General features: G+C 74.0%; 14 protein-coding genes. 7 read left to right on the top strand and 7 right to left on the bottom strand.

Annotation, left to right across the window (positions count from 1 at the left end):
• The first annotated feature begins 145 nt into the window (after positions 1-145).
• Positions 146-919 (top strand): hypothetical protein, encoded by a 774-nt coding sequence (locus IE106_RS01415; protein ID WP_189529372.1) that lies wholly within the window; start codon positions 146-148, stop codon positions 917-919.
• Between the two features lie 366 nt (positions 920-1,285).
• Here IE106_RS01415 and IE106_RS01410 read toward each other — a convergent pair whose 3' ends face one another.
• Both IE106_RS01410 and IE106_RS01405 read right to left on the bottom strand, forming a co-directional pair.
• A complete protein-coding gene (locus IE106_RS01410) occupies positions 1,286-1,801 on the bottom strand; it encodes a hypothetical protein (protein ID WP_189529371.1) in 516 nt (171 codons plus the stop codon).
• A 30-nt stretch (positions 1,802-1,831) separates the two neighbouring features.
• Positions 1,832-2,959 (bottom strand): magnesium and cobalt transport protein CorA, encoded by a 1,128-nt coding sequence (locus IE106_RS01405; protein WP_189529370.1) that lies wholly within the window; start codon positions 2,957-2,959, stop codon positions 1,832-1,834.
• A 515-nt stretch (positions 2,960-3,474) separates the two neighbouring features.
• On the opposite strand from IE106_RS01405, the gene IE106_RS01400 reads away from it, so the two are divergent.
• From IE106_RS01400 to IE106_RS01385, 4 genes are all read left to right on the top strand, one after another.
• Positions 3,475-4,077, top strand: coding sequence for a suppressor of fused domain protein (locus IE106_RS01400; RefSeq protein ID WP_189529369.1), 603 nt, complete (start codon positions 3,475-3,477; stop codon positions 4,075-4,077).
• Between the two features lie 95 nt (positions 4,078-4,172).
• Positions 4,173-4,811 (top strand): DUF6758 family protein, encoded by a 639-nt coding sequence (locus IE106_RS01395; protein ID WP_189529368.1) that lies wholly within the window; start codon positions 4,173-4,175, stop codon positions 4,809-4,811.
• A gap of 232 nt (positions 4,812-5,043) precedes the next feature.
• Positions 5,044-5,904: a PHP domain-containing protein gene (locus IE106_RS01390; protein ID WP_189529367.1), complete on the top strand. Its 861-nt coding sequence runs from the start codon at positions 5,044-5,046 to the stop codon at positions 5,902-5,904.
• Between the two features lie 124 nt (positions 5,905-6,028).
• The gene (locus tag IE106_RS01385) at positions 6,029-6,634 is read left to right on the top strand and encodes a MarC family protein (RefSeq protein WP_189529366.1); all 606 of its coding nucleotides are present in this window, start codon (positions 6,029-6,031) and stop codon (positions 6,632-6,634) included.
• A gap of 91 nt (positions 6,635-6,725) precedes the next feature.
• Here the strand turns inward: IE106_RS01385 and IE106_RS01380 are convergent, their stop codons facing one another.
• On the bottom strand, positions 6,726-6,878 hold the full coding sequence (locus IE106_RS01380; RefSeq protein ID WP_189529365.1) for a DUF8834 family protein: 153 nt from the start codon (positions 6,876-6,878) through the stop codon (positions 6,726-6,728).
• Between the two features lie 144 nt (positions 6,879-7,022).
• Between IE106_RS01380 and IE106_RS01375 the strand changes: the two genes are divergently transcribed.
• Positions 7,023-7,913: an NYN domain-containing protein gene (locus tag IE106_RS01375; RefSeq protein ID WP_189529364.1), complete on the top strand. Its 891-nt coding sequence runs from the start codon at positions 7,023-7,025 to the stop codon at positions 7,911-7,913.
• Here IE106_RS01375 and IE106_RS01370 read toward each other — a convergent pair.
• Both IE106_RS01370 and IE106_RS01365 read right to left on the bottom strand, forming a co-directional pair.
• Entirely contained in the window at positions 7,898-8,776 is an 879-nt protein-coding gene (locus tag IE106_RS01370; protein WP_189529363.1) for an alpha/beta fold hydrolase, read from the bottom strand. The two genes, IE106_RS01375 and IE106_RS01370, sit on opposite strands and share 16 nt — an antisense overlap.
• A gap of 217 nt (positions 8,777-8,993) precedes the next feature.
• Entirely contained in the window at positions 8,994-11,006 is a 2,013-nt protein-coding gene (locus IE106_RS01365; protein WP_308427850.1) for a DEAD/DEAH box helicase, read from the bottom strand.
• A gap of 487 nt (positions 11,007-11,493) precedes the next feature.
• Here IE106_RS01365 and IE106_RS01360 point away from each other — a divergent pair, with 487 nt between their 5' ends.
• Positions 11,494-12,228: a ferritin-like fold-containing protein gene (locus IE106_RS01360; protein ID WP_189529362.1), complete on the top strand. Its 735-nt coding sequence runs from the start codon at positions 11,494-11,496 to the stop codon at positions 12,226-12,228.
• A 33-nt stretch (positions 12,229-12,261) separates the two neighbouring features.
• Here the strand turns inward: IE106_RS01360 and IE106_RS01355 are convergent, their stop codons facing one another.
• On the bottom strand, positions 12,262-12,531 hold the full coding sequence (locus IE106_RS01355; protein ID WP_189529361.1) for a hypothetical protein: 270 nt from the start codon (positions 12,529-12,531) through the stop codon (positions 12,262-12,264).
• A 204-nt stretch (positions 12,532-12,735) separates the two neighbouring features.
• Positions 12,736-12,963: a DUF3107 domain-containing protein gene (locus IE106_RS01350; protein WP_189529360.1), complete on the bottom strand. Its 228-nt coding sequence runs from the start codon at positions 12,961-12,963 to the stop codon at positions 12,736-12,738.
• Positions 12,964-13,003: the final 40 nt, after the last annotated feature.

Below are 13,003 nucleotides of genomic sequence, written 5' to 3'. Positions count from 1 at the left end.
CCGCACTCCGGTGATTCAGGCTAGCTCGTGATGGTTCGGGTCGCCCGGGTAGGGCGTCCGTCCGGCTCCGTTCGGAGGGTGCGATCAGGCCCCGGTACGCTGCGGTCGGCCGTCCCCCCACGTGAAACACTGAGAGGCAGCGCTGGTGACCGCTCTTCCCCCGGCTCGGCGTACCCGACGCGTCGTGCTCCCCGTCGCCCTCTGCGTCGGGCTGGCCGCGGCACTGACCGCCTGCGCGGAAGACCCGGACGAAGGCACCAACGGGGTCGGCAGACTCCCGGCGAAGGAGATCGAGGGCAAGGCCCGCGCCGCCGCCGACGCCGCCGCCTCGGTACGCCTCGCGGGCACCCTGGTCAGCAAGTCCGGCACGTACACGCTGAACATGCGCCTCAAGGCGCAGGGCGCGACCGGCTCCGTCACCACCAGGAAGTCGACGTTCGAGCTGCTGCGCGTCGGCGACGCCCTCTTCATGAAGGCGGGCGCGACGTTCTGGCGGCACGCCGAGGGCTCCACGGAGGAGTCCGGCGAGCCGACCGAAGCGGACATCGAGGCGGCGGACAAGCTGGACGGCAAGTACGTCAAGGTCCCGCAGGACGACCCCTCGTACAAGCAGCTGCGCGGCTTCACCGAGATGAACGTCCTGCTGAAGGGCCTGCTCGTGCTCCACGGCGAGGTCCAGAAGGGCAACCGCGAGAAGGTCGGCAGGGTCCGCACCATCGAGGTCGCGGGCGGCCGGCACGGCGAGGGCGGCACCCTCGCGGTATCCCTGGAGGGCACGCCCTTCCCGCTCCGGTTCGCCCGCGGCGGCGGCGGGGGCGTGGTGGTCCTGTCGGACTGGAACAAGGACTTCCCGCTGACGGAGCCCGCCAAGGAGGACATCCTCGACTACGGGCGCCAGCTGCCCCGTACCAGCGGGTGAGGGGCTGTTCTTTTTGGGCTCGTTCCGCCGCTTTCCTTTTTGGGCTCGTTGCGCCTCCGGGGCGCTTTGAGCGGGTGTCGACAGGCCGAACGTGCTCAACCCCTCGTTCCTCGGGGTCTGCGCGCGATCGGCCTGTCGACACCCGCGCGCCCCTTCGGCTCCACGAGCGGCACAGGGGGACGCCCTCCCCCTCCCCGTGTGAGTCGGGCTCCACGAGCGGCCCAACAGGGTCACCTGCCCCCGCATCAGCCGCTCCACGAGCGGCCCAACAGGGCGGCCTCCCCCCTGTGCCAGCCGGCTCCGCGGGTGGCCCGCAGGGGTACTCGCCCTGCGCGTCAGCGCTCCACGAGCGGGGTGCGGGGGCGGTCAGCGGCGCCTGGACCGCTTCAGCAGCAGTCGGGGGAGGGCAGCCGGGACGGGGTGGCGGGTCGTCGCCGTCGTGGGCAGCGGCACCGCCGCCAGGGAGTCCTGCGGCAGGTCGGTGACCGCCTCGCGGGGCGCCAGCCGCAGCACCCGGCACTCGCGCGCCCACCGCTCGGTCATGGTCTCCGCGTCGGGGGCGTTGAGCCGCTTGCCCTTCAGCTCCTCGACCGCGGCCCGCCACTCCTCCGAGCCGGGCGCCAGCTCGCCGACCGCCGCCGTCCAGGCGACGACCCGGCCCCCCTTGTCCTTGCTGCGCACGGTGACCTCGGCGGCCGCGCCGTCGGCGAGGCCCGACGGCAGCGGCTGCTCCCCGGGCCCGTCGCCGACGACGTGCGCGGCACCCTCGTGCCACACGTGCCACAGCGCCCGCGCCGGCCCGTCGCCCCGCACCCAGATGAGACCGGACTTCTTGGTGGCCTCCTCGACGAGGGCGTGGGCGAGCAGCGAGTCGTCAGTCATGCCCGCAGCTTAGCCAGCGGGGGCGGGGCCCTACAGCCAGCCGTTGCGCTTCAGGGTGCGGTGGATCGCGAAGCAGGTGCCGATGATCGCGGTCAGCACCATCGGGTAGCCGTACTTCCACTGGAGTTCCGGCATGTGGTCGAAGTTCATGCCGTACACGCCGCACACCGCCGTCGGCACGGCGATGATCGCCGCCCAGGAGGTGATCTTGCGCATGTCCTCGTTCTGGGTGACCGTCGCCTGCGCGAGGTTGGCCTGGAGGATGGAGTTCAGCAGCTCGTCGAAGCCCACGACCTGCTCCTGCACCCGCGCCAGGTGGTCGGCGACGTCGCGGAAGTACTTCTGGATGTCCGGGTCGACCAGCCGCATCGGCCGCTCGCTCAGCAGCTGCAGCGGCCGCGCCAGCGGGGTCACGGCCCGCTTGAACTCCAACACCTCGCGCTTCAGCTGGTAGATGCGGCCCGTGTCGGTGCCGCGGGTGCCGCCCTTCGCCGGGGGCGAGAAGACGTCGATCTCGATCTGGTCGATGTCGATCTCCACGGCGTCCGCGACCGCGATGTAGCCGTCCACGACGTGGTCGGCGATGGCGTGCAGGACCGCCGACGGCCCCTTCACCAGCAGCTCCGGGTCCGACTCCAGCCGGTGCCGCAGGTTCCGCAGCGACCCCTGCCCGCCGTGCCGGACGGTGATGACGAAGTCCCGGCCGGTGAAGCACATCAGCTCGCCGGTCTCCACGACCTCGCTCGTCGCGGTCAACTCGGCGTGCTCCACGTAGTGGATCGTCTTGAAGACCGTGAACAGCGTGTCGTCGTACCGCTCCAGCTTCGGCCGCTGGTGGGCGTGGACCGCGTCCTCCACGGCCAGCGGGTGCAACCCGAACTCGGCGGCGATGCCCGCGAATTCGGCCTCCGTCGGCTCGTGCAGCCCGATCCACGCGAAGCCGCCGCCCTCCCGGACGCGCCGCATCGCCTCGCGCGGCGTCAGGCAGCCGTCGCCCGGCAGCCGCCGCCCGTCGCGGTACACGGCGCAGTCGACGACGGCGGTCGAGGCGGACGGGTCACGGGTCGGGTCGTAGGCGTTGTACGGCTGGTACGGCGACGCGCTGCGCTTGCGCAGGGACGGGCGTACGACGGCGCGCAGGTCACGGATCATCGACATGTCGGGCTCCTTCACGCAGGAAGCCGTCGGCGAGGCGTGGCACAGCCCGGAATGGGGACGTGGCGTTGCGTACGTCCGCAAAGCGGGCGGCACCGCGGGTCGCGGGACGGAGTTCGCGGTTCGCGGTTCGCTACAGACAGGCAGGGGCGACGTGCTCTTCCGTCGTGCGCGGTGCCCGGCGTGCGGAAAACGGGCGGGAACGCCTCAGACGCCCGTACGGGGGGCCGTGCGGGAGGTGGAGCGTGCGCGCGGAGTGCGCGGCAGGAACTGCCCGCGCGGCGCGGAAGAGCGGCTGGTACTGCACGATCGACTTCGATCCACCGCAGCCCCACCTCCTCCGGCCGGTCCCCCGTGGGGGATGACGTGTCGTCGGGACCGGAAAGCACTCCGCCAGCTGTCGCTGGGAGGTGGAGGCGCCTCCACCGCGTACTGTCCCGACCAGCGGCCCACCCTATCAGCCGACTGATGGTCAATCCCTTTCTTTGCCCCTTGGCTACGCGCTTTATGCTCGCCGCATGGAAAAAGTTCTCGCGCTCGTCGAGGCGCGGCTCCGCTCGGCGCTCGGCGAACCGGACGCGCGGGCTTCCGTCACCTTCCTCGGCACCGACCGCGTCGAGGTGCTGCGCTTCACCGACACCGAGAACGGCGACGGCCGCCCGGTCGTCCGGTACGCCACGCTCGGCATGTCGGCACGGCCCATGGCCGACCCGACGGACCTGGTCGCCGACCCGGTGCGCGGCCCGCGCGCCGAACTGCTCCTCACCGTGCGGGCCGGGCTCGCCGACACCGACAAGGTGCTCCGCCCGCTCGCCGTGCTGGCCGCGTCGCCGCAGGTCGAGGGGGTCGTCGTGGCGCCGGGCGCGTCCCTGGACGTGGGGGAGCCGCTGTGGCCGGGAGCCCCGTTCACGTCCGTGCTCGTCGGGGAGCCCGGCGGGCTGGTGCCGGACCTGGAGCTGGACGGCGGGATGGACCCGGTGCGGTTCCTGCCGCTGCTGCCGATGACGCCCAACGAGGCGGCGTGGAAGCGGGTGCACGGCGCGCAGGCGCTGGAGGAGCGCTGGCTGGGCTCCGAGACCGACCTGCGGGACCCGCGGCGGGCGTCGGTCCGCCTCGACTGAGCCGGGGCCTCGCGCCCCGCGGCCGGGCCGGGGCGGCACACCGGACGGGTGATCGTCCTTGACGCGGCGGCGGTGGCGGAGGACCGTTGAACCCTATGAGGGGCGAACCCAGTTGCCCGAAGTGCGGAGGCCGGGTCCGGGCGCCCGGTCTCTTCTCCGACCGCTGGCAGTGCGGGACGCACGGCTCGGTGTACCCGCTCCAGCCCGTGGTGCCTCCCAGCCTGGAGGCGCTGCACGTCGCCGTGAACCGGGCGCGGGTCCCCGTCTGGATGCCGTGGCCGCTGCCCGTCGGCTGGCTGTACACGGGCGTCGCGTACGCCGGTGACGACCGCAGCGGCGGCCGCGCCACCGCCGTCGCCTGCTCCGGGCCCGGGCCGCTCGGCGGCGTGGGCGAGCTGCTGCTGGTCGCCGAGGAACTGGGCGTGGGGCTCGGCGCCCGGCACGCCGGGCTGGACGGCCCCGACCCGGGCCCGCACCTGTGCGTCGACAAGGCGCCGCACGCCAAGGTCCTGGCCGGCGGCCGGCTGACGCCGCTGTGGCACGTGGGCGGCGTCCCCGAGGGGCGGGCCGTCTTCGCGGGCGAGGCGCGCGGCCTGTGGCTGTGGGCGATCGCCTGGCCGGAGCACGCCGGACTGCTGCTCTACGACGAGCTGGTCCTCACCGACCTGCGCGAGGCGGGGCCCGAGGTCGACATGGTGCCCTGCGGGGCGCTCTCCCCGCGCCTGCTGTCCTGACGGCACGCGACCGGGCGTCGGCCCGGCAGGAGACGCGCTCTTCCCGCCCCTGCCGTCCTGACGGGGCCCGCGCCCGCCGCCCGGGTGGGGCCGCGCCCCCCTCCTGCCGGGTCCGTGTCCGCCGCCCCGGCGGGCGACCTCGGCCGGCGGTCCGTTCGTCCGGGCATGGTGGGTTTGGGGGGCGGTTATCCTTGGGTGTCCCCTGTCCGCAGCGAGCCCTGGAGCCTGTGCCGTGCGCATCGACCTGCACACCCACTCCACGGCGTCGGACGGCACGGACACCCCCGCCGAGCTGGTGCGCGGCGCCGCCGCGGCCGGTCTGGACGTGGTCGCGCTGACCGACCACGACACCACGCGGGGCCACGCCGAGGCGCTGGCGGCACTCCCCGAGGGGCTGACGCTGGTGACCGGCGCCGAGCTGTCGTGCCGTGTCGACGGGACCGGCGTCCACATGTTGGCGTACCTCTTCGACCCCGACAAGCCCGAGCTGGCGCGGGAGCGCGAGCTGGTGCGCGACGACCGGGTGCCGCGGGCCCGCGCCATGGTCGGCAAGCTCCGCGACCTGGGCGTGCCGGTCACCTGGGAGCGGGTCGCCGCCATCGCGGGCGACGGTTCCGTGGGCCGCCCGCACATCGCCGAGGCCCTGGTCGAGCTGGGCGTCGTGCCGGACGTCTCCGCCGCGTTCACGCCGGAGTGGCTCGCGGACGGCGGACGCGCGTACGTCGAGAAGCACGAGCTGGACCCGTTCACGGCGGTCCGCCTGGTCAAGGCCGCCGGCGGGGTGACCGTCTTCGCGCACCCCGGCGCCGTCAAGCGCGGACGCACGGTGCCCGACTCCGTCATCGCCGACCTCGCCGCGCACGGACTCGACGGCATCGAGGTCGACCACATGGACCACGACGAGCCGACCCGCGCCCGGCTGCGCGGCCTGGCCGCCGAGCTCGGGCTGCTGACCACCGGCTCCAGCGACTACCACGGCAGCCGCAAGACCTGCCGCCTCGGCGACTTCACCACCGACCCGGAGATCTACGGCGAGATCACCCGCCGGGCGACCGGCGCGTTCCCCGTGCCGGGCACGGGCGGACGCCCGTAACCGGACCGCCGCTCCACCTCCCGTCCCACGGCTCCGCGCCCCCGCGGCCGCGCCGTGGGGCGTCCCGCCCGGCGCCCCGCCGCGCGGCCCGCTGTGTACCACCCCTCTTCCGCAAGGCCTCACCGTGTTCGACGCCGCTGTCTTCGGCTCCCTCTTCCTGACCCTCTTCGTCATCATGGATCCCCCCGGGATCACCCCGATCTTCCTCGCCCTGACCTCCGGGCGGGCCACCAAGGTGCAGCGCCGGATGGCCTGGCAGGCCGTCGCCGTCGCCTTCGGCGTGATCACCGTCTTCGGCATCCTGGGCCAGCAGATCCTGGCCTACCTGCACGTCTCCGTACCCGCGCTGATGATCGCGGGCGGGCTGCTCCTGCTGCTCATCGCGCTCGACCTGCTCACCGGCAAGACCGACGAGCCCAAGCAGACCAAGGACGTGAACGTCGCCCTCGTCCCCCTCGGCATGCCGCTGCTCGCGGGACCCGGCGCGATCGTCTCCGTGATCCTCGCCGTGCAGCACGCCGACGGCGTGACCGGCCAGGTGTCGGTGTGGGGGGCGATCGTCGCGATGCACGTGGTGCTGTGGCTGACCCTGCGCTACTCGCTGGTGATCATCCGTGTGATCAAGGACGGCGGCGTGGTGCTGGTCACGCGGCTCGCCGGCATGATGCTCTCCGCGATCGCCGTACAGCAGATCATCAACGGCGTGACCCAGACCATCCAGGCCGCCTGACCGGTCCGCCCCGACGCACCACCGCGCCCCCGTACGGAGACCGTACGGGGGCGCGGTGGTTTGCTTTCGTTCGCTTCTCGCGTCGCGAACGCTACGACGCGGCGGCTTCCGCCGGGCGGATGTAGAGCCGCTGGCCGGTCGCGGCGGCTTGCTGCACGATGCGGTTGACGGAGGCGGCGTCCACGACGGTGCTGTCGACGGCGACGCCGTCCACATCGTCGAGTCGCATGATCTCGAAGCGCATGGCTTCTCCCTTCGTCGAGCTGGTGTTGTTACACCTGCAACGATGTACAGCCGTTGAAACATTCCCTACGCTAAGGAAATTTTTCGATTGCCTAAACAGAGGCGGCTGGCGGCCCGGTCGCCCGAGGCGGACAATGAGGCCCCTATGAACGACGAGGACATCGCCCAGCGCCTGGAGCGCACCAATGAGCTCCTGCGACGCATGCTGGTCGAGGTCGCCAAGACACCCTCGACCCACGCCATCTTCGTCGACGCCGGTTACGTCTATGCTTCCGCCGGGTTGCTGGTCGCGGGCACCGAGGACCGGCGCTCCTTCGACCTCGACGCCGAGGGTCTCATCGACGCCTTCATCGACACCGCCCGCACGATCTTCGCCGACAGCAGGCTGCTGCGCGTCTACTGGTACGACGGCGCCCGCCGCCGCATCCACACCGCTGAGCAGCAGGTCATCGCGGAGCTCCCGGACGTGAAGGTGCGCCTGGGCAACCTCAACGCCAACAACCAGCAGAAGGGCGTCGACTCCCTCATCCGCTCCGACCTGGAGTCACTGGCCCGGCACCGCGCCATCAGCGACGCCGCGCTCGTCGGCGGCGACGAGGACCTGGTCTCCGCCGTGGAGGCCGCGCAGGGCTACGGGGCGCGGGTCCACCTGTGGGGCATCGAGTCGGCGGAGGGCCGCAACCAGGCCGAGGCGCTGCTGTGGGAGGTCGACAGCTCCCGCGTCTTCGACCTGGACTTCTGTCGCCCCTACATCACCCGGCGGCCCGTGACGACGTACGAGAACGAGGGCGAGCCGCCGCCCTCGCGCGACGAGGTGCGGTTCGTGGGCGCGCAGATCGCCGCGACGTGGCTGGCGGAGCGGGGCGCCGACGCGCTGGCCGAGCTGCTGCCCGGCCGCCCCTACCTGCCCGGCCCCGTCGACCAGGACCTCCTGGTGGAGGCCGAACGGCTGCTGAGCCGCTCCCTGCGCGGCCACGCCCTGCTGCGGCGCGCGCTGCGGGACGGCTTCTGGCAGCACCTTCAGTCGCGGTTCTGAACCGGGTGGGCGTCCCAGAACGCCGCCACCGCCGCCGCGGTCTCGACCGGCCGGTCGGTGTTGGGGGAGTGCTCGGCGCCCCCGATCCGCGTACGGTGCGCGCCCAGCCGCTCGGCCATCGCGTCCAGCAGGGGCACCGGCCAGGTGTCGTCCCGCTCGCCGGACACGACGTGCACGGGCAGCGGCGGGTCCAGCGCGGCCAGCTCGGCGACGCGGTCCGGTTCGGTGACGAGCTGCCGGCCGGTCGCCAGGAGCTGCGCGGGGTTGTGGCGCAGCCAGCGGCGGCGGAGGTCCTCGCGGTCGCCGCGCAGCGGGTCGCCGGCGTCCTCCGGCGGGTCAAGGGCGCGCATCGCCTGCCACACCTGCCCCATGTCCATGACGGCCAGCGCGTCGCCCAGCAGCTTGATCCGCTGCCGCTGCTCCGGGGCGACCTCGGCGGGGCCGGACGACATCAGGGTGAGCGTGCCGAACGGCGCCGGGTCCTCCAGGACCGCGGCCCGCGCGATCTGCCCGCCCAGCGAGTGGCCCAGCAGGTGGACCGGCTCCCCGTCGCCGACCGCCTCGGCCTGCGCCAGCACGTCCAGCGCCAGCTCGCGGCGCGCGTACGCCTCCTGGTCGCTGGGCCCGGACGTCTCGTACTGCCCGCGCCCGTCGACGGCGACGACCCGGTACCCGGCGCCGACGAGGGGCTCCAGCATGGCGACGAAGTCCTCCTTGCTGCCCGTGTACCCGGGCAGCAGCAGGGCGGTGCCCCGGGCCGGGCCGGCGGGCGCGGCGTCCAGCACGGAGAAGGGGCCCCGCGCGGTCGGCAGCGGACAGGCCCGGGCGCAGGGGGGCGGTACGAAGGTGGGCGGCCGGCTCATGCCCCGAGGCTAACGGCCCGGCGCCCCGTCCGCGGCCGGAGGCCCCTCGCCCCGACGCCCCCCGATGCCGGCCCCGGCGCCTGCGGGGGCACGGCGGCCGGCCGCGTACGGCCGCCCGCCGTGCCAGGCGAAGCCGCCCGGCCGGAGCCCCGCCCGGCGGGCGGACGTGCGGAAGGCCCCGCCACCCTCAGGGTGGCGGGGCCTTCCGGCGGTTCGCTCACGCGTCGGCGGACGCCGCGGCCTTCGTGGCGCGACGGCGCCTCGGCTGGGCCTCGGTCGCCTGCTCCGGGACCACCACGGCATCGGCGGACGCCGCGGCCTTGCGGGCCCGGCGGCGCGGCGCGGCCTCGACGGCCTCCGCCGGGGCGTCGGCCGCCACGGAGGCCTCGGCCGCCTTGCGGGTCCGGCGGCGGGGCTTCGCCTCCGCCTCGGCGCCCTCCACGGTCGCCACGGCCTCGACGGCCTTCGGCTCCGCGGCCTTGCGGGTGCGGCGGCGGGGCTTCGCCTCCGCCTCCGGCTCGGCGGCCGGGGCCTCGGCCGCCTCGGTCACGGCCTTCGGCTCCGCGGCCTTGCGGGTGCGGCGGCGGGGCTTCGCCTCGGCCTCCGGCTCGGCCGCGGGGGCCGCCTCGGCGCTCTCCACGGCCTCGACGGCCTTCGGCTCCGCCGTCTTGCGGGTCCGGCGGCGGGGCTTCGCCTCCGTCTCGGCGACGGGGGCCGCCTCGGCGGTCGCGACGGCCTCGACGGCCTTCGCCTGCGGCTCGGCCGCGGGCTCCGGAGCCGTCCGCGCGGCCGTCTCCACCGCGGACGACGCGCCCGCACGGGTACGGCGACGGCGGCGGGGGGTGCGGCGCTCGGCCGGGGCCTCGTCGCCCTCCGCCACCTCGGCGGCGGGCGCCTGCGGCGACACGGCGGTGCCGGCGGCGGCCTCGTCCAGCGACGTGCCACCGCGGGTGCGGCGGCGCTGGCGCGGCGTACGGGTGCGCTCGGCGCGCTCCGGGCGCTCCTCCTCGCGGTGCCGGCCGCGCGGCTTGCGCCCGCCCGGCTCGCCCAGGTCCTCCAGCTCCTCCGCGTCCAGACCGGCCCGGGTCCGCTCGGCACGCGGCAGGACGCCCTTGGTGCCCTCGGGGATGTCCAGCTCGGCGAAGAGGTGCGGGGACGTGGAGTACGTCTCGACCGGGTCGTGGAAGTCCAGCTCCAGCGCCTTGTTGATCAGCTGCCAGCGCGGGATGTCGTCCCAGTCGACCAGGGTGATCGCCGTACCGTGCGCCCCGGCGCGGCCCGTGCGGCCCACGCGGTGGAGGTAGGTCTTCTCGTCCTCCGGCGACTGGTAGTTGATCACGTGCGTGACGCCCTCGACGTCGATGCCGCGGGCGGCCACGTCGGTGCAGACCAGCACGTCGACCTTGCCGTTGCGGAAGGCGCGCAGCGCCTGCTCGCGGGCGCCCTGGCCCAGGTCGCCGTGGACGGCGCCGGACGCGAAGCCGCGCCGCTCCAGCTGCTCGGCGATGTCGGCCGCCGTGCGCTTGGTGCGGCAGAAGATCATCGCCAGTCCGCGGCCGCGGGCCTGCAGGATGCGCGTGACCAGCTCCGGCTTGTCCATGGAGTGCGCGCGGTAGACGTGCTGCTTGATGTTGGCGACGGTCGCGCCCTCGTCGTCCGGCGCGGTGGCGCGGATGTGCGTGGGCTGCGACATGTAGCGGCGGGCGAGACCGATGACCGCGCCCGGCATGGTCGCCGAGAACAGCATGGTCTGGCGCTTCGGCGGAAGCATGTTGATGATCTTCTCGACGTCGGGCAGGAAGCCCAGGTCGAGCATCTCGTCCGCCTCGTCCAGCACGAGCGTGCGGATGTGCGACAGGTCCAGCTTCTTCTGCCCGGCCAGGTCGAGCAGGCGGCCCGGCGTGCCGACGACCACGTCGACGCCCTTCCGCAGGGCCTCCACCTGGGGCTCGTAGGCGCGGCCGCCGTAGATCGCCAGGACGCGGACGTTGCGGACCTTGCCGGCGGTGAGCAGGTCGTTGGTGACCTGCGTGCACAGCTCCCGGGTCGGGACGACGACGAGGGCCTGCGGCGCCTCCGTCAGCTGGTCGGGGCGGGCCCGGCCCACCTCGACGTCGGCGGGGACGGTGACGCGCTGCAGGAGGGGGAGGCCGAAACCGAGGGTCTTGCCCGTGCCGGTCTTGGCCTGCCCGATGACGTCCGTCCCGGACATGGCGACCGGGAGGGTCATCTCCTGGATCGGGAACGGCGTGACGATGCCGACGGCCTCCAGGGCCTCGGCGGTCTCGGGGAGGATCCCGAGCTCTCGGAAAGTCGTGGGCTGCGTAGTCAGGGTGTTGCCTCTTCTGTGAGACGCGGCACGAGGCGAACGCTGGGGGTCTTACCGCGCCGGTCACTCTCCGGCCGTAGACCGCGAGATCACAGCCGGGTGGAGCGGGACCACTGCCGTCGCTCGAGCGTCATGCCGCTGAGGGCCCCTCATGTGCGAGGGCGCACCGAGGGCTGTCGGGTCGGAGCCGATCGGGCCACCGACCGGGCATCCTCATTCATGAAACGGCCCCCCGAGCAGGTACGGAATGTGTCCGCATACTCGACAGGCTCTTTACCACTGTACCCCGGAATCCCGCAGGCGTGTCGGGGGAATTCACAAGGAGGGGGAGGTCACACTCGCTGACCAGGGCCTTACCGGGTGCGGTCGGCGGGCTATTGTGCGCTGCATGGAGACGCCTGACAACGCCGCTGCCACCGAAGAACCGACCGGGATCGCCGCCCTCGACTGGGCCGGGGCCTCCGCCGACCCGCAGTACCGCGCGGCCGTCGTGGACCTGCTCGGCGCCCTCGCCTACGGGGAGCTGGCGGCCTTCGAGCGGCTCGCGGAGGACGCCAAGCTCGCGCCGACGCTCGCCGACAAGGCGGAGCTGGCGAAGATGGCGTCCGCCGAGTTCCACCACTTCGAGCAGCTGCGCGGCCGGCTGGCCGCGATCGACGTCGAGCCGACCGCCGCGATGGAGCCGTTCGCCAAGGCGCTGGACGACTTCCACCGCCAGACCGCCCCGTCGGACTGGCTGGAGGGCCTGGTCAAGGCGTACGTCGGCGACTCGATCGCCAGCGACTTCTACCGGGAGGTCGCCATCCGGCTCGACTCCGACACGCGCGCGCTGGTGCTGGCCGTACTGGACGACACCGGGCACGGGAACTTCGCCGTCGAGAAGGTGCGCGCCGCGATCGAGGCGGACCCGCGCGTCGGCGGCCGGCTCGCCCTGTGGGCGCGGCGGCTGATGGGCGAGGCCCTCTCGCAGGCCCAGCGGGTCGTGGCGGAGCGGGACGCGCTGTCGACGATGCTGGTCGGCGGGGTCGCCGACGGGTTCGACCTGGCGGCGGTCGGGGAGATGTTCTCGCGGATCACCAAGGCGCACACGAAGCGCATGGCCGCCCTGGGCCTCGCGGCCTAGCGGTGCCCACCGGGCGGTCGGCGGCGGCGCGGATCACGCCGCCGCTGATCGCCGCAGGCGGCGCGCCGAGGGGCGGATCAGCAGGGACAGCAGTACGGCGCTGACGGCGGCCGCCCCGAGGAGCGTGCCCAGCACGAAGCCGGGGCCGAGCGCGGCGTGCGTGACGAGCGCGCCGAACAGCGCGCCGAGCGTCCCGGTCACCAGCACCGTGCGACGCGGCGGAAGCCGGTCGGCCAGCCGGCGGAGGATGGCCCAGGACAGGGCGAGTCCGAGCAGGACGGAGCCGAGAGCTTCCCAGAACACAGCATCACCTCGCGGATCGGCGGGGCGGGCAGAGCGGTCGTACCCCGTCCTACCCGACCCATCCGGAAGGCAACCCTCCTTCGGGCGGGACGCCCCGCGGGAGGGACGCCGGGCGCGGGGGACGCCGTGGGGAGCCCGGGTACGACGAGAGGCCCGGCGGGGGACGCATCCCCCGCCGGGCCTCCGTGCTGTCGCGCTACGCCGTCACAGCGTGCCGAAGCCGACCCGGCGCACCGCCGGCTCACCGATCTCCACGTAGGCGAGCCGGTCCGCCGGGATGAGCACCTTGCGGCCCTTCTCGTCCGTCAGGCTGAGCAGCTGCGCCTTGCCGGACAGCGCCTCGGCCACCGCGCGCTCGACGTCCTCGGCGGACTGCCCGCTCTCCAGAACGATCTCCCGGGGCGCGTGCTGCACGCCGATCTTGACCTCCACGGCTATGTCCCTCCGAACGGTCAGCGTTGCGCGATCACCG

It is taken from the genome of Streptomyces roseolilacinus (assembly GCF_014649335.1).
Taxonomy (GTDB): domain Bacteria; phylum Actinomycetota; class Actinomycetes; order Streptomycetales; family Streptomycetaceae; genus Streptomyces; species Streptomyces roseolilacinus.
The sequence above is the reverse complement of the archived record's forward strand: the minus strand, read 5'-3'. Positions and strand labels throughout refer to the sequence as shown.

Excerpts from the sequence above, each read along its gene's own strand:
- IE106_RS01410 (WP_189529371.1), bottom strand. The coding sequence starts at position 1,801 with ATGACTGACGACTCGCTGCTCGCCCACGCCCTCGTCGAGGAGGCCACC.
- IE106_RS01405 (WP_189529370.1), bottom strand. The coding sequence starts at position 2,959 with ATGTCGATGATCCGTGACCTGCGCGCCGTCGTACGCCCGTCCCTGCGC.
- IE106_RS01400 (WP_189529369.1), top strand. The coding sequence starts at position 3,475 with ATGGAAAAAGTTCTCGCGCTCGTCGAGGCGCGGCTCCGCTCGGCGCTC.
- IE106_RS01395 (WP_189529368.1), top strand. The coding sequence starts at position 4,173 with ATGAGGGGCGAACCCAGTTGCCCGAAGTGCGGAGGCCGGGTCCGGGCG.
- IE106_RS01380 (WP_189529365.1), bottom strand. The coding sequence starts at position 6,878 with ATGCGCTTCGAGATCATGCGACTCGACGATGTGGACGGCGTCGCCGTC.
- IE106_RS01375 (WP_189529364.1), top strand. The coding sequence starts at position 7,023 with ATGAACGACGAGGACATCGCCCAGCGCCTGGAGCGCACCAATGAGCTC.
- IE106_RS01370 (WP_189529363.1), bottom strand. The coding sequence starts at position 8,776 with ATGAGCCGGCCGCCCACCTTCGTACCGCCCCCCTGCGCCCGGGCCTGT.
- IE106_RS01365 (WP_308427850.1), bottom strand. The coding sequence starts at position 11,006 with ATGACCCTCCCGGTCGCCATGTCCGGGACGGACGTCATCGGGCAGGCC.
- IE106_RS01360 (WP_189529362.1), top strand. The coding sequence starts at position 11,494 with ATGGAGACGCCTGACAACGCCGCTGCCACCGAAGAACCGACCGGGATC.